Origin of the sequence: Candidatus Nitrosocosmicus sp. FF01 (assembly GCF_047711275.1) — an archaeon.
Taxonomy (GTDB): Archaea; Thermoproteota; Nitrososphaeria; order Nitrososphaerales; family Nitrososphaeraceae; genus Nitrosocosmicus.
Window position 1 is genome coordinate 207,160 of record NZ_JBLNIG010000001.1, and the last position, 26,341, is coordinate 233,500.

The 26,341-nt window shown below is 34.2% G+C and carries 27 protein-coding genes and 1 pseudogene; 14 read left to right on the top strand and 14 right to left on the bottom strand.

All coding sequences use genetic code 11. From position 1 onward, the window contains the following. Positions 1 to 411: 411 nt before the first annotated feature. Positions 412 to 1,269, top strand: a complete 858-nt coding sequence (locus tag ACMT7R_RS01105; protein WP_415309597.1) for a dienelactone hydrolase family protein — start codon at positions 412 to 414, stop codon at positions 1,267 to 1,269. Positions 1,270 to 1,420: 151 nt separating this feature from the next. Here the strand turns inward: ACMT7R_RS01105 and ACMT7R_RS01110 are convergent. The 3 genes and pseudogenes from ACMT7R_RS01110 to ACMT7R_RS01120 form a co-directional block, all read right to left on the bottom strand. Then, positions 1,421 to 1,776 (bottom strand): annotated as a pseudogene (locus tag ACMT7R_RS01110) (MGH1-like glycoside hydrolase domain-containing protein). A gap of 79 nt (positions 1,777 to 1,855) precedes the next feature. Further along, positions 1,856 to 2,782, bottom strand: a complete 927-nt coding sequence (locus ACMT7R_RS01115) for an MGH1-like glycoside hydrolase domain-containing protein (protein WP_415310534.1) — start codon at positions 2,780 to 2,782, stop codon at positions 1,856 to 1,858. Between the two features lie 122 nt (positions 2,783 to 2,904). Further along, the gene (locus ACMT7R_RS01120) at positions 2,905 to 3,771 is read right to left on the bottom strand and encodes a glucose 1-dehydrogenase (RefSeq protein WP_415309598.1); all 867 of its coding nucleotides are present in this window, start codon (positions 3,769 to 3,771) and stop codon (positions 2,905 to 2,907) included. Between the two features lie 213 nt (positions 3,772 to 3,984). Between ACMT7R_RS01120 and ACMT7R_RS01125 the strand changes: the two genes are divergently transcribed. Continuing rightward, a complete protein-coding gene (locus ACMT7R_RS01125; protein ID WP_415309599.1) occupies positions 3,985 to 5,790 on the top strand; it encodes an ATP-dependent DNA ligase in 1,806 nt (601 codons plus the stop codon). A 228-nt stretch (positions 5,791 to 6,018) separates the two neighbouring features. Here ACMT7R_RS01125 and ACMT7R_RS01130 read toward each other — a convergent pair whose 3' ends face one another. Beyond that, positions 6,019 to 6,972: a DNA-formamidopyrimidine glycosylase family protein gene (locus ACMT7R_RS01130; protein WP_415309600.1), complete on the bottom strand. Its 954-nt coding sequence runs from the start codon at positions 6,970 to 6,972 to the stop codon at positions 6,019 to 6,021. A 136-nt stretch (positions 6,973 to 7,108) separates the two neighbouring features. Between ACMT7R_RS01130 and ACMT7R_RS01135 the strand changes: the two genes are divergently transcribed. Then, entirely contained in the window at positions 7,109 to 7,564 is a 456-nt protein-coding gene (locus tag ACMT7R_RS01135; RefSeq protein ID WP_415309601.1) for a hypothetical protein, read from the top strand. 395 nt (positions 7,565 to 7,959) lie between these two features. Further along, positions 7,960 to 8,433 (top strand): DsrE family protein, encoded by a 474-nt coding sequence (locus ACMT7R_RS01140; protein ID WP_415309602.1) that lies wholly within the window; start codon positions 7,960 to 7,962, stop codon positions 8,431 to 8,433. Positions 8,434 to 8,485: 52 nt separating this feature from the next. Here the strand turns inward: ACMT7R_RS01140 and ACMT7R_RS01145 are convergent, their stop codons facing one another. The 4 genes from ACMT7R_RS01145 to ACMT7R_RS01160 form a co-directional block, all read right to left on the bottom strand. Then, the gene (locus tag ACMT7R_RS01145) at positions 8,486 to 9,097 is read right to left on the bottom strand and encodes a TMEM175 family protein (RefSeq protein WP_415309603.1); all 612 of its coding nucleotides are present in this window, start codon (positions 9,095 to 9,097) and stop codon (positions 8,486 to 8,488) included. A gap of 409 nt (positions 9,098 to 9,506) precedes the next feature. Further along, positions 9,507 to 10,556 (bottom strand): zinc-binding dehydrogenase, encoded by a 1,050-nt coding sequence (locus tag ACMT7R_RS01150; RefSeq protein ID WP_415309604.1) that lies wholly within the window; start codon positions 10,554 to 10,556, stop codon positions 9,507 to 9,509. A 345-nt stretch (positions 10,557 to 10,901) separates the two neighbouring features. Further along, on the bottom strand, positions 10,902 to 11,390 hold the full coding sequence (locus ACMT7R_RS01155; protein ID WP_415309605.1) for a cupin domain-containing protein: 489 nt from the start codon (positions 11,388 to 11,390) through the stop codon (positions 10,902 to 10,904). Between the two features lie 659 nt (positions 11,391 to 12,049). After that, positions 12,050 to 12,325 (bottom strand): hypothetical protein, encoded by a 276-nt coding sequence (locus ACMT7R_RS01160; protein WP_415309606.1) that lies wholly within the window; start codon positions 12,323 to 12,325, stop codon positions 12,050 to 12,052. Positions 12,326 to 12,587: 262 nt separating this feature from the next. Here ACMT7R_RS01160 and ACMT7R_RS01165 point away from each other — a divergent pair, with 262 nt between their 5' ends. Both ACMT7R_RS01165 and ACMT7R_RS01170 read left to right on the top strand, forming a co-directional pair. Then, on the top strand, positions 12,588 to 12,845 hold the full coding sequence (locus tag ACMT7R_RS01165) for a hypothetical protein (RefSeq protein ID WP_415309607.1): 258 nt from the start codon (positions 12,588 to 12,590) through the stop codon (positions 12,843 to 12,845). A 470-nt stretch (positions 12,846 to 13,315) separates the two neighbouring features. After that, entirely contained in the window at positions 13,316 to 14,116 is an 801-nt protein-coding gene (locus tag ACMT7R_RS01170; protein ID WP_415309608.1) for a DedA family protein, read from the top strand. Positions 14,117 to 14,341: 225 nt separating this feature from the next. Here the strand turns inward: ACMT7R_RS01170 and ACMT7R_RS01175 are convergent, their stop codons facing one another. Continuing rightward, positions 14,342 to 14,680: a hypothetical protein gene (locus ACMT7R_RS01175; protein ID WP_415309609.1), complete on the bottom strand. Its 339-nt coding sequence runs from the start codon at positions 14,678 to 14,680 to the stop codon at positions 14,342 to 14,344. 680 nt (positions 14,681 to 15,360) lie between these two features. On the opposite strand from ACMT7R_RS01175, the gene ACMT7R_RS01180 reads away from it, so the two are divergent. The 3 genes from ACMT7R_RS01180 to ACMT7R_RS01190 all read left to right on the top strand — a co-directional run bounded on the left by ACMT7R_RS01180 (position 15,361) and on the right by ACMT7R_RS01190 (position 18,299). Further along, a complete protein-coding gene (locus ACMT7R_RS01180) occupies positions 15,361 to 15,816 on the top strand; it encodes a hypothetical protein (RefSeq protein ID WP_415309610.1) in 456 nt (151 codons plus the stop codon). A 337-nt stretch (positions 15,817 to 16,153) separates the two neighbouring features. Next, complete coding sequence (locus tag ACMT7R_RS01185) at positions 16,154 to 18,208, top strand: histidine kinase dimerization/phospho-acceptor domain-containing protein (RefSeq protein WP_415309611.1); 2,055 nt, start codon at positions 16,154 to 16,156, stop codon at positions 18,206 to 18,208. Further along, positions 18,201 to 18,299 (top strand): hypothetical protein, encoded by a 99-nt coding sequence (locus ACMT7R_RS01190; protein WP_415309612.1) that lies wholly within the window; start codon positions 18,201 to 18,203, stop codon positions 18,297 to 18,299. Before ACMT7R_RS01185 ends, ACMT7R_RS01190 begins: the two co-directional genes overlap by 8 nt. 598 nt (positions 18,300 to 18,897) lie before the next feature. On the opposite strand, the gene ACMT7R_RS01195 is transcribed toward ACMT7R_RS01190, so the two are convergent. Continuing rightward, the gene (locus tag ACMT7R_RS01195; protein ID WP_415309613.1) at positions 18,898 to 19,284 is read right to left on the bottom strand and encodes a DDE-type integrase/transposase/recombinase; all 387 of its coding nucleotides are present in this window, start codon (positions 19,282 to 19,284) and stop codon (positions 18,898 to 18,900) included. Between the two features lie 178 nt (positions 19,285 to 19,462). On the opposite strand from ACMT7R_RS01195, the gene ACMT7R_RS01200 reads away from it, so the two are divergent. Then, positions 19,463 to 20,638: an L-dopachrome tautomerase-related protein gene (locus ACMT7R_RS01200; protein ID WP_415309614.1), complete on the top strand. Its 1,176-nt coding sequence runs from the start codon at positions 19,463 to 19,465 to the stop codon at positions 20,636 to 20,638. A gap of 96 nt (positions 20,639 to 20,734) precedes the next feature. Here ACMT7R_RS01200 and ACMT7R_RS01205 read toward each other — a convergent pair whose 3' ends face one another. Continuing rightward, the gene (locus ACMT7R_RS01205; RefSeq protein WP_415309615.1) at positions 20,735 to 21,148 is read right to left on the bottom strand and encodes a PPOX class F420-dependent oxidoreductase; all 414 of its coding nucleotides are present in this window, start codon (positions 21,146 to 21,148) and stop codon (positions 20,735 to 20,737) included. A gap of 360 nt (positions 21,149 to 21,508) precedes the next feature. Further along, positions 21,509 to 21,643 (bottom strand): hypothetical protein, encoded by a 135-nt coding sequence (locus ACMT7R_RS01210; RefSeq protein WP_415309616.1) that lies wholly within the window; start codon positions 21,641 to 21,643, stop codon positions 21,509 to 21,511. A gap of 634 nt (positions 21,644 to 22,277) precedes the next feature. Between ACMT7R_RS01210 and ACMT7R_RS01215 the strand changes: the two genes are divergently transcribed. Together ACMT7R_RS01215 and ACMT7R_RS01220 are read left to right on the top strand one after the other, a co-directional pair. Next, positions 22,278 to 22,574, top strand: a complete 297-nt coding sequence (locus ACMT7R_RS01215; protein ID WP_415309617.1) for a hypothetical protein — start codon at positions 22,278 to 22,280, stop codon at positions 22,572 to 22,574. 489 nt (positions 22,575 to 23,063) lie between these two features. Then, the gene (locus ACMT7R_RS01220; protein WP_415309618.1) at positions 23,064 to 23,390 is read left to right on the top strand and encodes a hypothetical protein; all 327 of its coding nucleotides are present in this window, start codon (positions 23,064 to 23,066) and stop codon (positions 23,388 to 23,390) included. A 64-nt stretch (positions 23,391 to 23,454) separates the two neighbouring features. Here ACMT7R_RS01220 and ACMT7R_RS01225 read toward each other — a convergent pair whose 3' ends face one another. Next, complete coding sequence (locus ACMT7R_RS01225; protein ID WP_415309619.1) at positions 23,455 to 23,724, bottom strand: zf-TFIIB domain-containing protein; 270 nt, start codon at positions 23,722 to 23,724, stop codon at positions 23,455 to 23,457. Positions 23,725 to 24,540: 816 nt separating this feature from the next. After that, on the bottom strand, positions 24,541 to 25,146 hold the full coding sequence (locus ACMT7R_RS01230) for a hypothetical protein (RefSeq protein WP_415309620.1): 606 nt from the start codon (positions 25,144 to 25,146) through the stop codon (positions 24,541 to 24,543). Between the two features lie 280 nt (positions 25,147 to 25,426). Here ACMT7R_RS01230 and ACMT7R_RS01235 point away from each other — a divergent pair, with 280 nt between their 5' ends. Then, a complete protein-coding gene (locus ACMT7R_RS01235) occupies positions 25,427 to 25,693 on the top strand; it encodes a hypothetical protein (protein WP_415309621.1) in 267 nt (88 codons plus the stop codon). 1 nt (position 25,694) lies between these two features. Continuing rightward, positions 25,695 to 26,324 (top strand): hypothetical protein, encoded by a 630-nt coding sequence (locus ACMT7R_RS01240; RefSeq protein WP_415309622.1) that lies wholly within the window; start codon positions 25,695 to 25,697, stop codon positions 26,322 to 26,324. The last annotated feature ends 17 nt before the right edge of the window (positions 26,325 to 26,341 follow it).

Consider the following 26,341-nt stretch of genomic DNA (forward strand, 5'->3'; position numbering starts at 1 on the left):
ATAATAATACAGATGAGGTGAGATTATTTGACAATTTTTGAAGGTTTCTTTATTTCTTTAGCCAACCAAGAAATGAGATTATTATCTAATGGGACTTTACCTATAATCCTCATTTCTTTGGCATATATACGGGAATTTATTTTCTAATACCGTATGTAGGGAATCTTTATTACATTGTATAAATGAGATATTTAGATTTCTTACTAAACAATATAGAAATCTAGTGTGGATTCGATTGAAACATTTGAATGCTTTAATGATATTTCAGAGAAAGTTACTGCATTATATTGCATGGTATGTTGAGTGTTAACACAATAGTTAAAAGCAAACAAGCACTTTTCATGGTTAATGAAACAATTCAAATTGATTTCATTTTTATTGTTATTTATATTGTCAATTAGCTTGATGACGATGATCCTATCGATATCTGCTTCGATAGTCAAAGCTCAAGAAATTACAGGTTTATCAGTCATGACTAAGGTAAGTTTTGAAAACAATAATATATCATCTCCTACTCCTACTCCTACTCCTTCTATTCCTACTCCTTCATCTGTTACTGACTATCCAATAGAAAATAAGACTGTTAGTTATTTTGACAACTCGACAGGCTTTTTGGTTTATCCTTCTTTAAATCAATCAGCTAAAACAGAGAAACTACCTGCGGTGGTATTAATCCACGAAAATAAAGGACTAAATGAATTCATTAAAGAATCTGCTAGCTTGCTTGCACGTAATGGCTATGTAGTTTTGGCCGCGGACCTTTTTAATGGCGAAGTTACCACTGATCAAGATCGATCACGTCAACTAACAACTGCAATTAGAGAAAATCCTGATTTGGCAATTAATAATTTGAAAGCTGCTGTTGCATATTTACAAACCCTTGACAACGTTGATCCGTCTAAAATAGCATCTTTGGGATGGTGTTTTGGAGGACAGCAATCACTACAGTTGGCTCTAAATAGCAAAGACAATCCACTTGCGGCTACAGTAATATACTATGGTCGGTTATCTAATGATACTCAAGTCCTCTCAAATATATCGTGGCCTATTCTAGGAATATTTGGAGATCAAGACCAATCAATTTCAATAGATTCTGTGAACCAATTTCAAAAAGCATTAAATGAGACTGGGATAACGAATGAAATTTATATTTATCCAAATGTTGGTCACGCTTTTGCAAACCCATCAAATGATAATTATGCTCCAAATGAAACTGCAGATGCATGGAAAAGGACTCTGAGCTTTTTGGACAAATATTTGAAATCCTAGCTTAGGTCTATAAAAGAATTTTATTTTATTTTATTTTATTTTATTTTATTTGAAATCAGGGATTGCCATGGTGATTAAATCATTTACTAAGAGGATAACGGGTAACTATTGTTTATCCTTTTTATTGGGTAGAAAATGACTGACTGAATTTCTATACCTTGTTTCTAGGATTCTGTATCATATCGATCACCAAAGCTGCCGTCCACGAGAAATCTTTGTCACCTAGTCCTTTGCCAGTATAAGGGTCATAATATTCTCTTACTCCGTGTCTTTGAACCAGCTCAAACATTCCTTCTCTTATTACTTCTGCCTTTTTGTATATCCATACTCCAATAATCCCAACCAAAACAACCAGTTCATATTTATCCATACTGGTCCTGGACAATATGTTAAAGGGCTAAAATATTTTGCTTGGAACCCGGTACTTGGAAGTGCCGGTTCATGACAATATTTGCCTGGTCCAGAATGATACGAATGTCTTAACCATTTGCATCGTTTCAGCTTCATTTTGGAGCGATAGCACTGTTGATAGTGGTGTTAGGGATGAAACTGTTTTGGCTTTTATCCAGTCCTTTGCAATTAAATCCTAATCTAAAAACAGACTGAGTTCATCTTTTCCCATTTTAGAATAATAGGGTGGCAGAAAATATCGATAATAATTGCGTTCTGTTCTTGCCAACCATCCCAAGACTACTTGTCTAATTTTACTATATTCGATACTGGTTTCTTCATTCGCATCCTCGTTGCTTTTATTTCCACGGGTACTATTTTCTACATTGTCAGGACTTTCCAAAATATTGATAATCTTTAACAGATGTTTATTGGCTATATACAGAATGCTACTAAACAACAAGTCTTTTATTTTAAAGGGCATTTTTTCATACATTATTTTTTCGTCATAGTTGTATTTTTTCATAATTTCAATCATGTATATGAATATGTTGTATTCCTCATCACTCGGTATCGTTTCTGATGCACCCTCTACCGCAACAACGTCTAGCCTTTTGAATACCGGTAATTCTGATTCTGTAAATGAAATCTTAGATAGGGGCAGATCCCAAATGGGAGAATCGTCTTCACCGGATTCCCGAGGATGTAAAATAGTAACAAGACCTGTCTCTTCAGGATCCCTGTCAGTCAGCAAGTACCTATGAAAGTTCATTAGTTTTGGAACCATGTTCCGTAGAAAAGTCTTGATTTTTGATTTGTCGGTAGAATTTACGTGTATGTAGTAACAAGAATTTGCATGTACAGGGGGTTGCGTCATTCCCGAGGTGCCAATATGCATAGGAGGTTCAGGTGATCTTCTTATTTCGTAAAAATCTGCAGCAGGAAAGTAGGTTTTTTTCTTTATCATTAAATACAATATGTGGGACCATTCCATTTTCCATTGTGCATCAAACAGAAATTGAATTTCCTGAATTGCTCTGTCTGTCTTGCCATAAGAATTTCCTAGAGCAATAAAAGCAACATCCCAACTCCATTGGTGGGGACATAATGTAGCAGCAGATATTGTGAATGATCCATTCCAATTCTTATCTAATACATCTTCACACTTTTACAATAGCTTTTTATATCTGTCAACCTACAGACTGCTTTTGCTTTCTATGTAATAAATGATCTATTGCTATTTTTCTACCTGCTTGAATCCTTAGGGAATAAATGATCTGAACTATGACTGTGATCAAGCCCAAATGAAGGGTAGAGTGTCATTCCACCGTCTACGACGAAAGTGCTTCCAGTAATGTAAGATGCTTTTGATGAAGTTAGAAAATCTACTACGTCTGCTATCTCTTGTGCTTTTCCTATTCTGCCAATAGGAATTTTCTTTAGATTTTCTTCAAGTTCTAATGCACCTGTGCGCAAGCTCATATTCATATCCGTATCAATTGCACCGGGAGCTACAATATTTACCCTTATTTTGTCAGCCGCCAATTCTAAAGCCATGGTTTTTGTCATCATGTCTATTCCGCCTTTCGAAGTTGCATATGGGACATAATGTGGTTTTGGAATAATTTGGTGAACCGAGGAGATATTGATTATACATCCTCCAACAGGGTCAGTTTGGGTCTTCATTTGTTTGACAGATTCTCTACTACATACAAAAGGGCCTGTAAGATCTACCGAAATTATGTTATACCAGTCTTGAAGGGTCGTCTCTGTCAATGGGTTGTCTTTTTGTATACCCGCGTTATTCACCAGTACATCAATTCTTTGGAACTTAGTTACTGTCTCTTCAATCAACCTAATACAATCAGATTCTTTTGAGACGTCGCCAACAATAGCTACTGAATCGCATTCGGCACTTTTTTTGGTCTCTTCAACAACTTGTTCTGCCTCTTTTAGTCTTCTTGCATTTATTACAAGGGCTGAATATTCTTTTGATCTTGCAAATCTAAGCGCGATTGATTTTCCAATTCCTTTGCTAGAACCTGTAATGATGGCCACTTTATTGCTTGACAATTTAGAGATTGTATTGACGCACCTGTTAATATTATTCATGTTCTACACACACATATATCTGTGTGAGGATGGCCTTTATCTTAAAACACTGTGACATATACAAATTCGAAATGGACTATGGTTTTAATATTTTAGTATTTTTTGTTTCGCAAATAAGAAAAGCACCATCCTCTTTTTACACTACTTGAATGTCTCTTTGACGCAGATTATATATGGTATATTAGATAAATCATCCTAACGTTATTTGGAAGAATGATTGAGAACATTGAACAAACATTTAGCTTCTCAAAGTTTACTGAGATTTGTGAGTTAGTGCGAAATACGTCTAGCAAGAACAAGAAGGTCGATATAATTTCAGCATATCTTTCATCACTGGATGAGGAATCTCTGTACAAAGCTGTTTTATTTCTGTCTGGAAGAATATTTTCTCGAGGTTCTCCACACCTTCTAAATGTAGGTTTTAGAACAATAATGCAATCTTTGTTTGAAATATCTGATCTCAACAAAGATGACGTTAGTAAGATTCATTTAGAGCATGGTGATCTTGGCAGGATTGCAGAATATGCTATTTCTAAAAAAAGAACAGTGACTCTTTTTAGATTTGCTGGAGAACAATTAGATAGTCTTACCTTAAATGATATCTATTTGCAATTTAAAAAAATAGCGAACCTTAGTGGACCTAATTCTAACAATGAAAAGAAAAATATTCTCAAGGGATTACTAATTAGATGCACTCCCATAGAATCAAAATATTTAATAAAAATCATTACCAATGAAATGAGAATTGGTTCGTACGAAGGATTGGTAGAAATAGCAATTGCAAAGGCATTTGATAAAAGTGTTGAAAGTGTGAGAGAGGCATTGTTAATCTCAGGAGATATATCCAATGTGGCTTTGTTATCAAAGAGTGATAAATTGCAATCAGTAACACTGAAACCATTTGTACCCATGAATTTCATGCTTGCAGATGTCATGTTTACGGGGGATGAGATAGTTGAATATTTTAATAAATCTCTTTACTGTGAATTTAAATATGATGGTATAAGGTTACAACTGCACCGATTCGGAGATGATTGTAAACTTTTTTCTCGAAACCTGAGCGATATATCTTTCGCATTTCCAGAAATAGTAGAATCTGCAATAAAAATATGTAAAAAAGGATCAAAGAATGAATCGAAAAATGCTATACCTGTTGACTTTGTTTTGGATGGTGAATTGATAGGATATAAGGATAATAAACCTTTACCTTTTCAAGAACTACAAAAGAGGCTGAGAAAGAAAGTAATGTCAAGAGAAATTTTGAGGGAAATTCCTGTTCAATATATCGTTTATGATGTCATGTTTTATGATCGCAAATCTGTAATAAGAGACAGCCTTGCTACAAGGAAAAAGTTGCTTAGTCGCTTGCTGTTAAAGAATGAAAACATAATTATTGCAACAAGCACCGTTGTAGCGGCCGGTGAGGAAATAGATCTGAATTTTAAGAAAAGTAAGAGTGAAGGATATGAGGGACTTGTAATAAAGGATCCTGAATCAAACTACCATCCTGGGAAACGGGGCAGATATTGGATAAAGCTGAAGGAGGAGTTAGACACGATTGATGCTGTAGTGGTTATGGCTGAATATGGCCATGGAAAAAGAGCAGGGACGCTTTCTGATTACACTCTTGCTATAAACGATTTTAAACACAAAACACCAGCCGATAAAAACAATATTTTAGAATCAAAAATTAAAGAGGACAAATCGAATATGTTGAGGACCATAGGCAAAGCTTATTCGGGGCTCTCAAACGACGAGATTAATTTCATGACTAACAAGTTAAAAACACTAGTAGTAAAAGATGAGGGTAGCAGACTAATAGTAAAACCAGAAATTGTTCTGGAAGTCTCCTTTGATACGATACAAAAAAGTGATCGACATGATAGTGGATATGCACTGCGTTTTCCTAGGATTAAGAACATAAGATTCGATAAAGGCATTAATGATATTGATAATCTGGAAAAAGTTGAAAATATTTATCGCAATCAATTCCATATAAGAAATAAAGTCAATCAATAGTTGTTGTTATTCTAAGCAACGATTGGAATTGACTCTTTATCTCTTTTAAGACAGCCAACTAGTTCATCAATAGTAGTATTTGAATCATTGTAGTCATAATCATCATAGACATCTCTAACTTCGCCTTCTCTTTCCTCCTACATTCACTCTCACCCCTTCGCAATAACCACCATCAGCATCACAACCATATCTACTATCTCGTATCTGGTTATTTGTAATGAAAAAAGATTAATTGTCGTTAACTTGGCATAGGGGGCACCAAAATGTTGACCTTAGAGTTGTTTTTTTCTCAGATAATATCTTTGTTCCACATTTCCAGCATTTCTTGCCCGCTCTTCTAAAAACCCAATGAGTATCGTCCCAAGTCATCTTGCCGTGATTTGGATTGTCAACTGCTCGAGTTCTGCCATTGTTAATATAGCCAAAGTTGAGAATTTTTGGAATATTTGATACAAGTTTCTCTAAATCAGAGTCAGATAGGGAAGTCACATTCGTAAAAGGATAGATTTTGCGTAAAAACAAGATCTCTGATTTGTATTTATTTCCTATGCCCGATATTATTTGTTGATCTAAAAGTGCTTTAACAATGAGCAAGTTTTTATCTCTTTTAGATTTTTCTAGTAAATTAGATAGTACCTGATCTTTGTCGAAATTTTTTGTCAGTGGATCAGGACCCAATAATGAAATGGGAGGTCGAGTTGAGGGATCATCCAGCGAAAATTCTATGACGGGGCCATTGAATTGAACCAAAACTTTATCAGCGGTTATAATCGTTAACCGTACCCTAGAATCTTTTCTTGTATCTAGGACGTTATTGGTTTGGAGTTGGATATTACTATTTGATACGCTTTTTGTTTTCTTCAGACTCGGGGATTGATTATTTATCTGCCTCGTTGGTCGTCGTGGAGGTGGTCTGGCACTTCCATTGTCATATTTTTCTCGATCATAGATTCTCCACTTCCCCCACATCATCATGTGGTTCCGTAAATAAACATTTGATGAAAATTTAATGACAATATTTTTCCCAAATGTTTTAACAAACTCTACTGATGATCCTATTATTTTACTTTTGATTTCGTCGCTAACCTTGTTTTGTAAGATGAACTCTATTTTTGTATCATTTGATAATAGGACAGCTCCTATATTGTCTGCAACTATTCTGACCTCCGGACCTTCAGACATCTTACTTCTGTAGATCTAAAGGGAATACTTTTAATAATAATTACTTAGAATTTCAATTTTTTCTAAAACTGCTAGAATATTAGAGTATTGCAACTAGTTAGCAAATCCAATATATTTTTTCTATAGTATCAAAGATATGAATAATAAAGCCAAAAATATTCACAACCAAAACAAAAACAAACTCTTTGTCGCATCAATCGCAATAGTGGTTGCCTTGGCACTTTTCGCAAGCCCCCTAGTGGCTATAGATCACGCCTTTGCAACCAAAAAGAAAAAAGGTGGTAATGTAGCCGAGCAATCAATCTCTCAATCACAGTCTTCAGTTCAAAATGCATTATGTGCTTCTGGTGGAACAACATTCCTATCATGCAATAACGTTAGTTTCCAAAACCAAAAGAATACTGGAAACAATGCATTAGCTCAACAAGACGATGACGACGACGGAAACTCTGCAAAACAAGGCATCAGTCAATCACAATCCTCTAGCCAAAACAGTCAAGTGGTATCCGGTGGAGATACGATAGGTTCTGGTAACAACATCAACGTTCAAAACCAAGAAAACAGCGGTAACAACGCTTTAGCGCAGAGCTAACCGCTCCACTTTAATCTTGATTTGAGATCTAAATTTAGCCGGGGTTGTTTAGAATGTTGTGGTTCATGATAGTAATCTGTTTGCTCTACTATTTGGCAACGTTAAATAGTTAGGCTACTTACCTACCTACCTGCCTACCTGTTTATTTGCATGCCTGTCTGCTATCCAACCAGCCATAAGGCCACTAATTTATGCGAAAAATCTTACTTTTATTACATCTTCGACAATTAAAGCCCATACAATGCTACACAAACATATTTTATTTGACCATTGAAAAACCCATTAAACTTGTAAAGAATAATATTCGCATGATTATATCGATTCAGTACATGAAAAGCAACCGTGTTTTTTACCTTCCAAAACGTTTCAGATCTTTAACAGTTCTTATTTTAATCTTGGGCTTCGGACTATGGAATTATCCATTTATTACTGGAAGTACCTTTTCAATAAATTCTCAAAACAGTTTATTCCAACCCTATGATCAATTACGGGTATTTGCTCAGAATGCAGAATCGCCAGATAAAAATAGAACTGAGCTAGTATATCACCTAAGCAGTGATGAACCGTGGAGGGCTACAATTGCCCTACTTGATTCTCAAACAATGTTAAAAATGGGTTATAACGTTACGTTAATGTTAAGCATAGAAGGAGTTCAATTAGGCGTTAAGAATCCACATCAGTATCTTGGATTGAATCCATTAATCCAGAATGTTTCCAATTTTATGAATAAAGGCGGAACTGTAATTATATGTGAAGTATGCTTAAAGATTGCAGGATATAACAATTCGGATATAATTGACGGATCGATCATAGGTTCGCCTACCATAATGGCTAATTTATTAAACAAAACTACTGTTGTAGATTACTGATTTGCCTGTCACTTGAAGATAAGGGCAAGTCGATTGATAATGACGAAGATTATCAACTCAATTTAGTTCTTTTTTTGAAGATTATCTGAAAAGGAATAATGAGAATCCAAAGATATGACGCAAACTGTATGTTTATGAAAGCAACGCCTATAGACCCAGCAAATATTATGGCAGGAAAGATTCCCTGTAATATATACAATTTTTTTTGACGTTGTGTCATGTTATCATCCTTTAGCAGGGTATACCTTAGCGCATGTATCCAAATCAGGGAAAGCAGGAGGCTAGTAATTGTTAATATTAGAGCGTAGAGCGCAAATGTTGAAACATAATTATTTTCAAATCGTAGAGCGGTTCCAAAGGATATCAAGGTAACAAAAAACAAATACAACAGGTTTAACCATAACATAACCGCGTGTGAGTCTTTTATCTTGTTAAAGATGAGATGATACTTGATCCAAAAAATCCCTATTACCGCAAAACTAGTGAGGTATATTTCAAATTGAGGGATAAGCTGGAACAATCTATTTGTTACTTCAGCTTCTGATAAATTTGGGGGCAATTGTGGAATTTCAATTGAAATCGCAATGAACGTAATAGAAAAGGCAAATATTGCATCACCAAAGGAAGTGACATGATCCAAGCGCACATTGTTGATTGAAACCATTATCTTTCATATTCGATACTCGATTCATAATAAAAACAATATCATTGCTGTGTCATTGGGACAGGAATGTACTCATATTTCAGGACTCGCCCAAAAAATAACATAACAACGGAATCAGGAGAATCAGATATGAAATAAAGAAAAGCAATGAAATAGGTACTTTTTTTCATGCAACAAAATTATTCATTGCTAAAGTGAAATTTTCTGCCCGTCTTTTTCCAATGATGATCGAGGATATCAAAACACAATCTATCAGCCATCTTGATCTTACCCCTAAAGCCACAATTAGAATCAAATGTGCCACTTAAATAGGTGTATTAAGCCAATTATTCTTTCATTTAATATGATTGCATTCCCTTTTCTGCTAGAGTCATTCATTAACTCAAACTCTATTTTTTTTGCTAACGAGTCAAAGCTTTTGTGGCGTTGTAATAGTTTTACCTATCTGGTCACCCTTTGCCATCATGACATGGCCTTTTACCATGTCGCGAAATGGCAATACTGCGTTTATGAGAGGTTTAATTTTTCCCTTTGAAGTCCAAAACAATACATCTTCTAGTTCGGCTTTTGTTCCTTGAGTGGCTCCAACTATATTTATCCCCCTAAAAAATAGATAGCGTAAATCGATACTAGAATCATATCCTGTGGTAGCACCTGTAGATACCAATGTGCCTCCCATTTTGAGTAGTGCCACTTCTTGGGGGAATACAGTTTTGCCAATATGTTCAAAAACTATGTCTACTCCTTTCTTGTTGGTAAACTCTCTTACTTTTTTGTACCAATCTTCCTCTCTGTGATTTACCACGTGATCTGCACCAAGTTCCAGACACTTGTCCATTTTTTGCTGATTTCCGGCGGTGGCAATAACTGTGCAGTCATACAGTTTTGCAATTTGGATACCTGCCATTCCTACCCCGCTTGTTCCACCCATTACAAGTACCGTTTGTCCAGGTCGCATTCTAGCTCTGTCCACAAGCATGTGCCAAGAAGTCATTCCTACCATAGAGATAGCTGCTGCATCTTCAAATGATACATTGTCACTTATTTTAGTCACGTTTACTTCTGGCAGGTGTGTATACTGGCAATAGCCTCCCCAAAGTGGCCCTGTTTGAAACCCCCAAACTTGTCTTTTCTCGCAATCAAATTCTCTTCCCGACGTGCACTGATAGCAGATACGGCAACTCAAATTACCGTGAGAAACCACCCTGTCACCCTTTACAACTGAAGTGACTTCTTCACCTACTTCTTCTACTGTTCCTGAAATATCAGTGCCCGAAATATGTGGCATTGGAACATTAATTGGCTTACCCCATATTGCCCACAAATCATTGTAGTTATAAGCAGCTGCTTGTACTTTGATCAAAACTTCGTTTGGCTTTATCTTTGGAATATCAATATCTTCTATCTTCACAACTTTTTCTGGATCTATATCATGCTCTCTAAAAACTGCGGCCTTCATAATCTTAACTCTTCCAATTTATTTGCGATAAAAGTTGATAAATATGCACTAGTGTTCACAGTTATATAAAAAAATAAATGATCAAAATATACCTTGTCTTTTGATTTAAACAAATCAGGATTTTAAAACTCTGCATTCATGTATTAAGTTTATACATTGAATCATTTTCAGAAGGGTCTTGTCAAACACACCTATGATGATCAAATGAAACTTTATTGAACATGCAATACTTTCAAATATAAATGCAGATTACTTTCATGTGATTTGGACTTTTTTTAACAATAGAGTCTGATTTAATATATATTATTCCAAACTAGGTATCATTTAGTCTACTGTTGTTCAATATTATTCAAACACAAATTTTCCACCATATTTTTTTTCTAACAAATGCAACAATACTTGGTCTTCATTACTAGATTTTTGTTGTTTTCTATTTGTCAAGCCCAGATCGGTAAAAAAGTTTTCAAATCCACCTGGAATAAACATGATTAGTAATGTGCCCTTTTCCTTACCAATCTTTCTATACGAATGTGGAATATCTTTTTCAAGGATCAGTATTTTTTCTTTTTCTGCATGAATTATCTCTTTTCCCTGTTTAAATAGAAATTTTCCCTCCATTACATATACGATCAATTTTTCTTTACTGTGTGAATGCATAGGAACTTCTAGATCCTCTTCTCCCAAAAGCTGAATTTCCAGTAATGAATATTTCCCTCCTGTTTGTTCTCCAGATAAAACTATTTTAAAATCTAGTAAATCCATATTAAAAATTTGATAAGTTTTTCCCTGGTCATTCCGAGATCCGGAAGAATTATTGGGATTATTTGCATTCATAGGCATTCTTTGGCAATAAATAGATATAAATATTTAGTGCATTTAGATTGCAAAAAGGATCCAAAATTGATTGAATGATTGCAGAGCGCTTTAAAGATTGGCATGCTAGGGATGTCCGGTACCTGATATAGGACAAATCATGTAAAAATTTTGAGTTTAAAGAGTTGCTGGTACGTTTGTAATTCAAAAGGAGAGATACCGCCTGGAAAGGTTACATACACCAGCAGACTTGCATATCACCACCGTCGCTAGCGATAAAACCTCGAAACATTTTGCCAAAATTTGATTTTCAAGCACAAGTATATGAATCATATAGTTATATTGTTATGTACAAATCTAAGGGTAAAAAGTATTAATATCTAAAATGCACGTGTAAGATTAAATGGCATATTTCTTAAACTGTATTCCTAAGCAGGGTGCTAGAAATATCTACCCCCTTTCCTCATCTTCGTTTGCTTCTACAAGCACTCCTGCACGGGCCAAATCGTCTTGTTCATTTGCTAACTGTAAGATAAAGCCAATTTCAAGATGCTCTGTATGCTCGGAGTACTATTGTTACGATCATACCTACGGACATATTCATACTATAGAGAACTTTGAGATACTGTGATATTTTCTTAGCTCTGTTGAATGCTTGATTAAAACTCAGGTAAAATTTTTCATATATAACTATTATATTGAATATACTGGGATAGTGTTTTTCCCAAGCTGATCAATTCTGGTGTAGTAAACAGTGATTGTAGAACATGATTATCCAAAGGCTCCATGTTAATCAGTATTTCTTTTAACGGCCTGTTAAACCGCTCAGATTCCTTTTCTATTACCATGATTGTAATATCTAAATCTTCGATATCAAATTCTCCAAATGGCAGCTTCGACATCAGATACTTGCACTTTTCAACCAATACAAAGCGATTTTCTCTTTCTGACATCATACTATTGATAAAGATATGTTGTAAATACTATAAGTTGATTTGAAATAAATTTTACTTAAGAATCTTCTTTAAGATTCAAAGAATAATATTTCAAGTCCGAGATGGACAAATCTCTAATTAGATGCATGAGGATGTTTATGCAGATTTACCCCCAACTACTAATCAAATAGAATTATTTACTGTTCAATATTACCTGAACATATTCACACAAAACTCTAAAATAGCTAATATATATTGAATTATAACAATAAAATTTACAGGTATGAATACAACTAAAACATTACTAGTATCAACAGCAGTTGTTCTAGCACTCGCATTAGTTTTGGCTCCACTTGCAATCTCAGAAGATGCATTAGCAAAAAAGAGTAACAAAGCAAAACAAATAATTAGTCAGTCTCAAAAATCAAAACAAAATAGCCAAGTAATTTCAGGTGGAAGTTCCATAGCTTCTGGAAATAATATAAACTTCCAATTCCAAGCCAATACAGGAAGTAACGGCCTAGCTCAAGCAAACGACTAATCTTTTTTTTGTTTTCTCATTATTGGATTTTTACAGTGTTATTCCTGTTAAATAGTAATTAACCAATAAAATAATAAACTGATCGGTAATAATTCTTTTTTAAACTAGTCAATGAATCTACAGTTGTTTTAATAATTAAGCTCAGCAAATATACATAAATGACTCTTAGGTCCGTTTTATATTATTTTCAATGTAGTAGATTCCCGATAGATTTCGGGATAATAAAGATTTATTTTTTGTTTATGAAGTAGTCTAAAGTAATCATCCAAATCATTGAATAGATTTTGAAAGAAATCAGTGGACAAGATTGTTAAATAGTATATTAGATACAGAATAACATATTGATTCCAGAAAATATTTTGTATGAGTCAAAGACCATTGTGTGTATAAGAGACTATTGTGATTCAGATTTATTTTGTATTGGTAGATTTAATTTAAGAACCAAAATTCATACAATCAACTAAGACAAAATGCGGTATATTTCAGCCTCTGCAGGAATTTTAACTCTCTCTCTACTAATCTATGTCACTTTATTAGACAACATTACTTTCGCAGTTACTGAATTGCGCGGTACGGATACAAGCTTACTACATGCCAACCCGTCCGGCATTGAAAATGTTAACCCTTATTCTGATCTTTCTTTGATACCGAGTATAGTAAATATTACTACATCGTGGATAGCAGAGTATGGATATGTAGGAGTTTTTACTGCTGCATTGGTAGAAAATCTTTTCCCACCCATTCCCAGTGAATTGATATTTCCTTTGGCAGGCATTACCGCATTTACGAAACATTTGGGGTTTATAGAAGGTGTTATTGGTATGTCAATGGCAGGGGCAGGGGGTTCAACCTGTGGTGCATTAATAATTTACTATATATCAAGAAGAATAGGGAGAGTGGCGATACTTAAACTTGGTAATCGCATTGGAATTGGAGAAAAAGAGCTAGAAAAATCTGAAAAATGGTTTGATAAACATGGTTCAGCTGCTGTATTTTTTGGCAGAATGGCTCCAGGAATTCGAGAACTAGTCTCTATTCCCGCTGGAATTGAAAAAATGAAACTATCTACGTTTGTTATTTTTACTTTTGCAGGTTCATTTGTATGGTGCACATTTTTAACAACAATCGGTTTCTTCATAGGCGATGTATGGAGCAACCTATATGAGGAATATTCTTTTGTATTTGATCTAGTCGCAATTATCGTCGTAGGTGGCATAATAGGAGGACTTTCATATCGATTCTATAAAAATAAAAAGATAAGCAAACCCTAGTAGAACAGGCTCTTCTTTTTCCAGTGTTCTAAGGAAGAGGGCGTTTATTCTATATGTAAGGGACTTGAATTAACTATTAGTGACTATTAACCATTGTTCATCTTAAATAGAATTTTTTAAAATAGTTTTGTTACTATTGAGATTGTTTTCTAAAGAGAAACTAACTAGTTTAGATCACTAGTCTAACCTATCGGTTGGTAATCAGTTTATGAATTCATGAAATTTTCAAACTTCATTGGCCTCTACTAATTTTGATGCTAGTCCAATTTGGTATGTATTCTCATATTGAATTCCCTCTTCAAGATTATTTTGAACACTTTCAAATACATCGTTTATTCTATTGCCCATAGATGGTGACTTTCTGTTAATGTGATCCAAAATCTCCTCTTTTGTAGCTGGAAACTTGAGATCTTCAAGCAAGTTTGCAAGCTTAGACACAATGGTTTTGTTGGTTGCTTCGTTAATTGGCGGTTCATTTGTCAGATCACCTACTCTTTGCACAGACGAGTCTACCCCTGATTCACTTGGATCTGTATAATTTTTATCGTCACGTACATAACTCATGCATATCACTAAAAATTATGAAACATAGTATTTTACCATAGATAAAATTAATTTCATCAACACATGAACAGTGAAGAAGACCTTCCCGCTGACAAAAAAATTCTGTGCTAAACGAACGAAATAAAACGATCTTTAATGTCCACACAAGTTGTTTTCAATTTCTATTCTTTGATTGTTTAGGCGCAAATAAACGACCAGGCAATACAAATTTTTACAAAGACAAACTCAGCTTGAATATTTGGTGCCCATATAGTTTAACGGATATTGACTTATTGGATGATGGTTACAATTTACCCGCCACCTTGTGCATTACAAAAGTAGTTAGAGATACCTTCCTTTATTTTCCAGGGAAGATCTTGAAAAAGTAGGGGACCATAGATTAGAAGTATAGCTTTACAGCAAGAATAGACAAGCTCAAAAATATAGAGGGATATATCGCAAGTATTTATGGACCTAGCAGAAACAAGTTATCTAATATCGTTTATTAATCCAAATAGGCTTTAGATAATCAAATCAATCAAAATTATCCAAAACCAAATTAGATTTGGAAGAATGTCAGATGAGAAACCGTTTTATCGTTACCAATCATTCTCTTACATTTTTAGACTAGTCACCTGATTCTCAAATATTATAATGAACATCATAATTTAATAAACCAAAATATTTCAGTTATATACACTATGAATTTTACAAAAAAGACCGTAACAAATTTGTTTTTATTTTCATTGTTATCTATAGTTATGATATGGGACACACTAACGGTTTTACCAAGTGTTCATGCGCAAGCAGCAAATAATGTCACATCAAGTGGAACAGGCGAACCAGAAACTCCACTTGAATTTATTTCTGTAATAAGAGGTCTATTGAATCAAACAGTTATAGAATATACCAATCAGAATTATACAGGAGCAGAAGAGCTTGCAACTACGGCCTATCTAGATAACTATGAGTATGTAGAGGGTCAATTAGCTGAAATAGACAGGCCTTTAATGGAAACTACTGAAATTCAAATGAGAGAAGAATTGCGCAAGATGATCCTAGACCGAGTGCCAGTTGAAGAATTACAAGATCATATCGATGAGATAAATGCCAATCTAGACAAATCTGTAGAATTATTGTCTAACTCAACCGCGTAAAATAACCATACAAGAGATCTAAAAAGAACTCTGTAAAATGAGGCCAAGTTACATCTTTGTGTATCTGAACTTCTTTTGGTGCCACCAACAAAGCGAACTTTGATTTATTGTGAAATATATGAATAATTTTTTTTATTTTCATCAGTTGCCAACTCATTCTAGTAGTTCATTATATTACTATTTTGAGTTGGATTTTAAAAATGGATTTGTATTATAGAAACAGATTTCGATTATCAGATTTAAATTTGATTTAATGACACTCATTAAAGTCTGATTCTTAAATTAGTAATAGAATTCCATAAATATAAGTTTCACCATAATATGAATAATTTTGACGATGGGCGATAATGTTCAAACTATTCAAAACGATGAAAATGCTCTCGATCGCCTGTACGGGTTAATTAGAAATGTTAAATCAAGACTAGACATCGTGGTGGGCGTAGATGGTTTAATACTGTTAGGTTCTTGCCCAGAATTCTCGGAACTCTGCGAACAACTAAAGAAACAAGGTGGTGTCATTAGAGGCATTATCAAAAGCCCTATACAAAACTATCCTGATTTTCAATCTATTCTTAATTCATTTACAGAAATAAAACAACTCGATAACATCAGAGGAATAATTGCAACTTCAGAATCAGAATATATTAAACTCAATTGCAACACATCCGGCACAATTATCTTAAATGGTACTTACAGCAATAGTGAAGACCTCTTGTCAGCCTCACATACTTTTTTTGAAGCATTATTTTCAAACGGTGTTTATTATAAAACTCAAAATGAAGGTACAGTCAATGACCTCGATTTAAATGATCTTGTTACTATTACTACTCCTGCTACATCAGCATCAAGATTTAAAATCGATAAGAAAATTGCAGATAAACTATCTTATTTTGTAGATAACTCTGAATTCATTTGTATTTATTCATCAATTGGTGGAATGTTATTTGAATTTCAAGATTACTTTGAAAATTTCAATTCAATTGTAGCAAAGGAAAAAAGTGGCAAACATGGAGGGGTTAGGTGGCTAACATCGATTAGAAACAAAAATGATATAGATCTAGTAAGATCACTTGCTAAAAGTGGATTAAAGATACGCCATATCCATGAGAAACCAGCTTTTGATTTTGCTATATCAGATCGGTTTTTTGCATCAACGATTGAAAGAATTAATGACGGCAGGATGGTAATGGACAATTTATTTCTAAATGATGATCAAGCAAATCTGAGTTTCTATAGCATGATATTTGAAAAACTTTGGAAAAATGGAATGGATTTTGAGGCAAGGATAAACGAGATAGAAAATGAAACAGACGATAAAATCGACATAGTATACGACTCAAGTGATGTAATGCACAGAATTTATGAATTATTTGCATTGGCCAAAAAGGAGGTTCTCATTCTACTTCCTTCTACAAATGGATTTTATCGCTCTGAGCTGGAGGGTGGCTTTAGAATGCTAAATGAACTAGGGTTTAAAGGGGTTAAACTAAGAGTTTTAACTATTCCGGACTCGGAGAATGCACATGAAACGAACAAAATAAAATCTAAATATCAAAATATTGTATTCAAGGATCTTGAACCGACAATGGCATCGTTTAATAGGATCCTAGTTTTTGATAACAAGACTACGGTTATGTGGGAAGTAGTAGACGATAATCAACAAAAATTTACACAGGCATTGGGAATGGCCGTATTTGTTGAAAGTATCAAGACATCTGAAACTATTACTGCGATTTTCAATAACCTTTGGAATCAATCAGAAATACATAAACGACTTAAGGATGCACATGAAAAACTAAAAGGCCAAGGCAAAATGCAGAGCAGATTTATGGATTTGGTGGCTCATGAGTTACGTACCCCTTTGCAATCGATTTTAGGGATTACAGAAATTCTAAAGAATGAAATCAAAAATAACGATCAAAACTTCTTGTTGCGTATTGCCATATCTAATGCAAAAAAACTTCACAGGTTATCTGAAAACATATTAGATATAACGCGACTCGAAGGTAATATACTTTACCTAAATAAAGAAAAATTTAGTCTCAATCAATTAGTAACATACATCGTTATAGACTTTGTTAACAACATTGAATACAACAGGGTTGTAACTTTTGAATACCGAAATTTTGACAAAGAGTATTTTGTATTCGCCGACAAATTTAGGATGAGTCAGGTAATCCAAAATCTAATCGACAATTCTATGAGATTTGTTAGGAACAGAGGAAAAATAATACTAACAATGAGTGAGAAAAGAATCCATTCTAAAGATGTAGTAGAATTAAACGTAACTGATGACGGAGAATCCCTCAAACCAGAAATTCTAGCACGATTATTTACGAAATTTGCCTCTGATTCGGTACTATGGTGCTGGTATTGGATTGTATTTGTGTAAAAAAATTATTGAGGCTCATGGAGGTAGAATTTGGGCTAAGAATAATCATGACATGAGGGGATGTACCTTTAGCTTTGGTATACCACAATAGATATGGTTCAAGAAAGCATCATTATTTTGATTTGGATCAAGTTTGATATGACATTTATCTGCCTTGCTTAAATGACATTTGTTTAATTGATAGTAGATATAGAGATCTATTCTTTGATCAAAAATGGAAAAATTACAGTTTTTATTAAAAAGCATTAAATAACCTTACATAAGATTAGAGCACTCGTTTGGATTTAGATATTAAATAGTCTAAGTGGTATCTTTTGAAGATACTAGTCACAAAATATCGACTACTGGTCTCCGAGAATATTCGATATTGTATGTATCATATAATAACTCAAATAAATCAACAACACATTTTGAGGTTGTCTTCTTTAGACTTAAAACATGATCAATAGGGGATTTGGGCTGTGTTCAGTTAACTGATTTTAACTCCTTGTTATGATAATCTGACAAAGAGACCGTAGCCAATTCCGTCACATGTTTCAGTTTACAATTCTTTACTCTGACAGGGAAAGTAGTCATCGAAATATCTCGGTCCTATCCTTTATGTATTGCATAGTTCTTTCAATAAGGCTTTTCTCCAGAGGAGAATGAATATGATGATTAAGATTCAAGAATCTATTAGCCATTGGGTACTATGTTCCACCATCAGTAGAAACTGGATGCTTCCCATGAATCTTGACTAAACCTGAAATGAATCTTTCAGCAACAAACATGTTTCTCTCCTTAGATACAGATAGTGCGAGAATTTGCCTGTTGTCAGGCTCAATTGCGACCCACAGCCAGATTAACTCGGAACCTACCTTTAACATAGTCTCATCTACTATATACTCTAGGACTTTTCTTCTAGTTGACTGCAACTTTTTGGGCTGGTACTTTTGAATCCAGTTCCAAATAGAAACATGATTTCGTTTATACAGCTCAGATAATCTTTCAGAGGTTTTCCTTAAAGATAGACCTGAAAAATACAAATGCAACCCATAATACACATATTTTGAAGGTGTTCTGTTTCTGATAATCATAAAAGAAATAGGACATCTTCAAGCTATAGGCTTATCGTTAAATGAACAGAGCCGGGATTTGTATAAGACTATCCAAACAAAATCAGATCTACTTGAAATGGGCATTAAACATGAAAGGCGTTACCAATAGTTTTATTATTTTGCTAGGGTATTTCAGGGATGTTATCCCTAGATAAGCATGAAAAACAATGTTGCGTCAGGAAAAGCCGGCTCAACTGCAACACCGGTAAAATCTGATGGCATACCGGCTCATGAACTACCAACCTCCCGACCGCAAGGTGCTTTAGAACCGGTTGCTTTTTTTGATGATGCCATGCCAACAGGGGTGACAGTATCACATACAGGAAGAATTTTTGTAAATTTTCCAAAATGGGGTGACGACGTCAAGTTTACAGTAGCAGAAATTCGAGATGGCCAAACCATTGCTTATCCTAATCAAGAAATAAACGAAACGGACGAGCAAGATCAGGCGTCAACCTTAGTATCTGTACAATCTGTAGTAGTAGATCCAGCAGATCGTTTATGGATACTTGATACTGGTAGTCCGCTATTTAAGCCAACAGAATTTGGAGGTCCGAAATTGATTTGCATAAATTTAGACACAAATCAAGTAATAAAAAAAATTCTCTTTCCTCAAACAGTTGCACTTCCAACTACCTATCTCAATGATATTCGTTTTGATCTCAGAAGAGGAAACGAAGGATTTGCGTTTATCACAGATTCTTCTCAGAAAGGTTCAAATGGACTAATTGTTGTTGATCTTGCAACAGGAGAAAGCTGGCGTCGGTTAAATGACCACGTTTCTACCAAAGCGGAGGACATTCAAACTTTTCTTCCCCTAGTGGAAGGAAGGCCATTTTTGGAACACAAGCCTGATGGAACTATTCAACAATGTGCTAATATGGGTGCAGACGGCATAGCCATAAGTTCGGATGGATCTCGAATATTTTACTGTCCACTTGGAAGCCGTAGTTTATTTAGTGTTGAAACTGATGCATTGGCCAATCGAGACTTTTCCGAAGAAGAGGTGGCAAAAACTGTCCATCATCATGGTGACAGAGGTGGTGCATCAGATGGCCTAGAATCAGACTCTGAAGGGAATATATACTCAACCAATTATGAGCATAATGCAATCCTTCGGCTTAATTACTATAATAAAGTGTGGGAAACGATAGTGTATGACACGCGATTGTTGTGGCCAGATACTCTTTCTCTTGCAACTGATGGATACTTATATGTCACTGCTAATCAGTTACATCGTCAAGCCCGCTATAACAGGGGAAAAGATTTACGTATGAAACCATATACGTTATTTCGAACGCGTGTAAATGCACAACCTGTTTTACTACGCTGATTCATGATATTTATTTTGCAGCAATAGTATGAAAAATTACATGGATAGTTGATTGAAAAAATTAAAAAAATTTTTTATTGTTGATATTGAAACTTTTTACATAGAACCGACCTTTGTAGGTTTCACTTTAAATAGAATTCTTTTTTCGCCCGGAGTGCTAAAGGGATATTTATCTTTGTTTAGATACTTTTTGGCCATTTTATTTATATGCTCATTTGCCAGTTCCCCAGTAATTTGATCGACTACCTCTCCTCTAACAGTGACCATGTGATAGGGGTTATTCTTATCTGCAATTGATATAGCAATTCTGGGATCTCGTGCCACGTTTTTCTGTTTTATTCTCCCGACTGCGGTATTGATAAGAATTTGGTTGTCGTTGTCTATGTCCACCCACGTAGGAGTTATCTGTGGAGATCCGTCTTTCATAATCGTAGCAACGAAAGCAAGATTTTTGTCTTCAAAGAGGTTTCGCAAAGATGCATCAATTTGTTCATTATCTTTTTGACTCATATCTAAATACTGAGAATAATTGTTTTTATACGTTAATATTTTAGCTGAAAAAGGAGTCAATTTAAGAAGGATGAAGGTGGAAAATAGAGATTTCCCCAAGTTCAAAAAAGAAGGATCGTAAGTAGTTTGACTACTTCCAGCAGTAGTATCAGCAGTCGATGTAATAATAGCAAAATGAGGATATGATACCTGATCATATCTGTTTCTTAAGGAATTCCAAATTCAACTGCAAATTTATATAAAATTAACTTTAGCCTAACTAAAACTAAAAGTAGCTCCTCCCCATTAAATTATTTATTGCCCAAATCTTGTCTCCATATGCTTTCATAATATTTTTAGAGAAATACAATCCTATTCCTGTTATACTACAGGATTTTGAATCAAATTTGGCAAAATCCTTGGAAGGATTTCAGAATCTATTCCTCTACCATAGTCTAAAATAGGAACAACAATAGATGAGTTATTCCTTTTGGATCGACTCGCACCTCTAATCAATTCCTTCTGCTCAATACATCTGAATACACAAGATACCTTATCTGATCGAAACTTTATAGTATTTTAAATTAGACTACTTATTATATGCCCTAATTTTTACACTATCTGCATTTATTGCATAATTTGTGTTGCCCAAGTTATTATAATACTCAAAGCACAGGGTATTTGCAGATTTTTTAATATTATTTTTGAACTACCGTACCACATACAGGATTAGTTGATTGATACTAAATTGTGTTATTTTGAGAGTATGAAATTTGCAGTCAATTCGAGTTGCATCTAAAATTTTTTCGATCAAAATTTGTGGTTTTGTCTCTAAGATGTTCAGCTAAACCGATGATAGTATCTAGCAGAGTTCGTAGATCATTCACAACAAAGTCTACAAAATCCTGTTACATTATTTTGTGTAGCTTCATACTACCATAAGGCATTTGTAACTGTTCATACTTTTTAGATTGATTGACAAATCATTAGGAACTTTGTAGTTTGGTTTTAACTTATTGCTCTTTTCACTTTATTCTCTTTTACAATATAGAAGAATATTCTGTATGATTACTACATAACATTATTGTCTATTTTAGTTACACTAAGGATTTAAAATTTATTGACTATAATAAATATGATTAATTGAATCATGCCAGTGATAATAAGAGATTATAAAACTAAATTAAAAAAGCATAAAAGTTATTATGATTCTCTTTATGATGCACTTGTTTATCTGAATAACCACCACGGTCCATTAACAAAATACAGGATTACAACTAACAAAACCGTGATATCAATTCTCTTCTCCTGCGAATTGGTCAGAAAGGTTACAGACAGAACCTTGCTGTCAAGTATGGACCATAATGAAGTTCCTCACTACACCATTTCTCAAAAAGGATTAGAGTTCATGAGACAATATGAGTTGATACAGAGTTTATTGTCATAGAAAAATAATAGTGGTATTAAAATGTAATAACATTCTAGTATATTCATATTAATGAAGCTTTAAATTTTGATCTAGTCGATATTCCGATTGTTAAAAAGAAATTGCTTGATTGTTGAGTATTTCTGACTCTAAGAGAGATTCATAATTTGGCAATCGAATGAGCAGATATTGTGGTTTGTAAACGCATTAGGTTATCACAGAAGGATCAACAGCCTTTATTATTTCTGAATTATACAACGCGATTATGCATTTGACATCATCTTGTTTTGATAAACTTAACCGATAATCGATACCTTTATGCAAAAATAAACTTTGGATCGCGGAAGAATTTATACTGATGTTATTTATTAATTTGTAAAGATTCTCCCTCCAACCCTTATCAAGAAAAAGCAAATCCAGATCAATAAAGTATCAACCCATCTTTATATCAATAATATTTTCATTCAACAAAATACCTAACTATTTAATAATTTATGCACAAACAATAATATGTTTAGAATTTTGCTTTTGGTTTTAATTGCTCCATTAATTGCAGCAATCGGTGTGAGTGTATACGCTTCTAGTGGTCCAGGAGGAGTTTTTGATAGTCAGTCAGACAGCAATGCAGATGTATCTTTTTTGCCCGGAAAGGGAAATATGACATTTACAGAAGATAACGTAACAGTAGGACAAGAAAAAGCACTGAATAATACCATAGGAAACACTACCGAGTTTAATCAACCCGGTTTTGATCCAAGTGCGCCCATAAAAGAATACGAGAGTAATTCTTCTGATTGGACCATAATTGATCCATTCGATAAAGGTAGGTATGATTGATTAGAAAATAATCTAATTAATTTTTGTTACTATAATACGTAAATAACATTTAATTAACGACGGCTTATTCAAAACCAACTACTTCATCAGGATTCGCGTTTTCAGTAAATGGTTTCTTATAAAAGTAATAATCCGTTTCGTTTGGAAGATCTTTTGTAACGGGTTGCTCGACACTATTCATATTACAATCACATTCTTTTTCCATACTCAAGTCGAATATATTCCCAATTATCTCTGCATCTAACCACAACCCCTCGCATCCAGGACATTCGCATACCTCCTCATTATTTTTGACACTCAATTGCATTTCTAAGAAGCAGCGGGGACATTCCATACCCTAATATTTTATTCTGATCATCATTTATAATCTATATGGTCCACTATTTGGGTAAATAATTCACGATCCAAATATAACATACTTTTTGGCTATAAATTGCAAAATTTTGCAATCTTAACATATTTTTGACATATGAGGATTTTTGAACATCATATTTCTCAACATGATTAACGGATATCATAATTCAATCAGGAATCTAAAAAAAAATTAGAATTTTAAGAGTTTTAATTTATCCATGATCTCATTCTCCCTTAGAGATGTAACTTCATCTGAATATTCATATACGCCTAGTACAAGTCGCTGGCATCCAGGACAAAACTGATGATAAATTTCGTAATTCATTTTTGTTCTTTTGTTCCATCGCCATCTTTTTTCCATTTGAGGTTGAAAGGCAAAAGAACAATGGGGACAGTGCATCATGACTATAATAATGTAAATAAACTATATTAAATTTAGAAGTTTATCGGGAACAAATTCACTGAATTGAATTGAATAGTTCACAAGTAACATAAAAATTGAACATTGTTGAATCTTAGGTCCATATCTTAGATTAGGAAGTGAAATTAAAACATACACATCGATAATAAAGTGGTTGCGGGGAACTGCTATCTAAACGAGAGTAGGCCATGGTCGGAGGTGGAGAATTTATTATGGCATTTGTCTAACCTAAAACAGCACAAAACATTAAGGAAAGATAAAAAAAATGAGATGATCAGGAGGAGATAGCAACAGATTGAATATTTCTTGATCTCTATCCCATATTTTAGAATTGACCATTTTTTCTAATTTTCTTCATCAAGATCGATGAAGTTATCAAAGAAGGTCATTTTCAATTTTGTCAAGAGCCTCATTTACAGAATTGCTAATACCATTCTTTGCAAATTCTTGCCCTATGCTTGGTATATTGGACAATTCCAAATTCCAGAGAATGTTGATTTCAGTTTTGTTAGCATCTCCTCCTACCTGATAGAGGCTTATAGTCTTTACACCAGTAACTGCCCCCTGAGTTTGATTTTCGATGACCTTATACTGCTCTGGATTGATTTCTATTATCTGAAGAGCTTTATTGTCCATGAAAGGGGGAGCGGGCACGGTAACTTCTCGCTCAACTCTACTATTGCTGTCGTTAATAATATCTACCACTGTAATAGGCCAGTAATTCGGATTACTATCCAGGTCAGAAATTATTTTCCATACGTCATCCATCGATGCATTTACTATTTTTGAGGCATTAATAGTGTCAGTGGACTTGCCTTGTGCATATACCAGATTATTCGCACCGGAAGTAGTGACGGCTGTAGATATGCCCATAAGAGTAGAAAATATTAGCGTTACTGCAATTGTAATTGATACTAAATATCTTGCTGATTTTCTAAATTTCCCAGTCTCGATTGATAGTGATTTTCCTGATTTTGTCATTCAGTAACCGTTCTTTTCAGGTATATTAACCATTTTGGACCTATGAGATGTAACTTTGTTACCTAAGGTATTTTATTAGCTTTCATACAAACATACATAATATATGAAATCACCTTTTATTTTCATTTGTCAGCAGCAACAGAACTACATTTCGAAATACAATTTGGTCGTCCTTGGATCGAATAAACATTTTTGGTACAAAGTTGAAGATATAATGATTAATTGATTCATTGTGGTTCATGAATACCGTGACCGAATATTTATCAGGAAGGATATTCTCTTGAAACTCTGTGAATATGGTGAAATCAATCAAAGCAAGCTCATGAGCTATTGTGGATTGAATAATGTGAAACACAAAGAGATTTTGGATGATATGGTCTACAAAGATTTGATAACCCGAATGGAACAAACATGGGGCAGTAAAATCATAATCAACTACAAAATTTCAGAAAGAGGAAGATCGATTTTAAACGAAATTCTTGCACCATATGAGGAATTATTTCCAAGAAATGAAAAAGTAAAAGAAGAGGAGAAAGGAGGAGAGTAATTTGAGTAAATCTAAACCTAATAACGATGATAAGGAAAGATCAGACTCTAGTATTTTCTTCATAATGGATGGAATAATCGATCAACTAAACAAAACAAAAAAGTTGTTTATAATCATGTTACTTACAATTATGATTATTCCGCCTATAGCATTTATGTTATCATTTGTACTATTTGGTTTTCCGTTTCATGATAATGATTATGATGACAATCAAAATGGCATTAATGGTGGGAGATGGTGGTGGACAAATGACAGGATAAGGGAAGACGATGGAGGAAGTGCAGGTATGGATGCTAACAGAAGTAGTAGTGTCAGTAGTGGTGATGGCGGTGCTGCTAGTAGTAGTAGTAGTAGTAGTAATGACGGAGTTATAAGCGGTAACATCAATCAAAGTGAAGAAACAAACAATGTAGGAGGAACTGCTAAAACCGCTCCATGGGAAGACAGGTCCAACTCTAACCCGTCGTTTAGATATTTGCCATTAATTCCAGTGATGGTAGTTTTGGTATGGTTGGGAATAGGAATCAGACAGTGGTTTGTACTTTCAAAATGGGATAAAAAATATAAAAAATATAAAGAAATGCAGAGAAAAATTGATGAAAAATTGGATAAAGATGATGAGAAAGACTAGAGATTATGTACAATCAG

Coding starts and splice junctions, on each gene's coding strand:
- ACMT7R_RS01105 (WP_415309597.1), top strand. CDS start 412: ATGATCCTATCGATATCTGCTTCGATAGTCAAAGCTCAAGAAATTACA.
- ACMT7R_RS01120 (WP_415309598.1), bottom strand. CDS start 3,771: ATGAATAATATTAACAGGTGCGTCAATACAATCTCTAAATTGTCAAGC.
- ACMT7R_RS01125 (WP_415309599.1), top strand. CDS start 3,985: ATGATTGAGAACATTGAACAAACATTTAGCTTCTCAAAGTTTACTGAG.
- ACMT7R_RS01130 (WP_415309600.1), bottom strand. CDS start 6,972: ATGTCTGAAGGTCCGGAGGTCAGAATAGTTGCAGACAATATAGGAGCT.
- ACMT7R_RS01135 (WP_415309601.1), top strand. CDS start 7,109: ATGAATAATAAAGCCAAAAATATTCACAACCAAAACAAAAACAAACTC.
- ACMT7R_RS01145 (WP_415309603.1), bottom strand. CDS start 9,097: ATGGTTTCAATCAACAATGTGCGCTTGGATCATGTCACTTCCTTTGGT.
- ACMT7R_RS01150 (WP_415309604.1), bottom strand. CDS start 10,556: ATGAAGGCCGCAGTTTTTAGAGAGCATGATATAGATCCAGAAAAAGTT.
- ACMT7R_RS01155 (WP_415309605.1), bottom strand. CDS start 11,390: ATGAATGCAAATAATCCCAATAATTCTTCCGGATCTCGGAATGACCAG.
- ACMT7R_RS01160 (WP_415309606.1), bottom strand. CDS start 12,325: ATGATGTCAGAAAGAGAAAATCGCTTTGTATTGGTTGAAAAGTGCAAG.
- ACMT7R_RS01165 (WP_415309607.1), top strand. CDS start 12,588: ATGAATACAACTAAAACATTACTAGTATCAACAGCAGTTGTTCTAGCA.
- ACMT7R_RS01170 (WP_415309608.1), top strand. CDS start 13,316: ATGCGGTATATTTCAGCCTCTGCAGGAATTTTAACTCTCTCTCTACTA.
- ACMT7R_RS01175 (WP_415309609.1), bottom strand. CDS start 14,680: ATGAGTTATGTACGTGACGATAAAAATTATACAGATCCAAGTGAATCA.
- ACMT7R_RS01180 (WP_415309610.1), top strand. CDS start 15,361: ATGAATTTTACAAAAAAGACCGTAACAAATTTGTTTTTATTTTCATTG.
- ACMT7R_RS01185 (WP_415309611.1), top strand. CDS start 16,154: ATGGGCGATAATGTTCAAACTATTCAAAACGATGAAAATGCTCTCGAT.
- ACMT7R_RS01195 (WP_415309613.1), bottom strand. CDS start 19,284: ATGATTATCAGAAACAGAACACCTTCAAAATATGTGTATTATGGGTTG.
- ACMT7R_RS01200 (WP_415309614.1), top strand. CDS start 19,463: ATGAAAAACAATGTTGCGTCAGGAAAAGCCGGCTCAACTGCAACACCG.
- ACMT7R_RS01205 (WP_415309615.1), bottom strand. CDS start 21,148: ATGAGTCAAAAAGATAATGAACAAATTGATGCATCTTTGCGAAACCTC.
- ACMT7R_RS01215 (WP_415309617.1), top strand. CDS start 22,278: ATGCCAGTGATAATAAGAGATTATAAAACTAAATTAAAAAAGCATAAA.
- ACMT7R_RS01220 (WP_415309618.1), top strand. CDS start 23,064: ATGTTTAGAATTTTGCTTTTGGTTTTAATTGCTCCATTAATTGCAGCA.
- ACMT7R_RS01225 (WP_415309619.1), bottom strand. CDS start 23,724: ATGGAATGTCCCCGCTGCTTCTTAGAAATGCAATTGAGTGTCAAAAAT.
- ACMT7R_RS01230 (WP_415309620.1), bottom strand. CDS start 25,146: ATGACAAAATCAGGAAAATCACTATCAATCGAGACTGGGAAATTTAGA.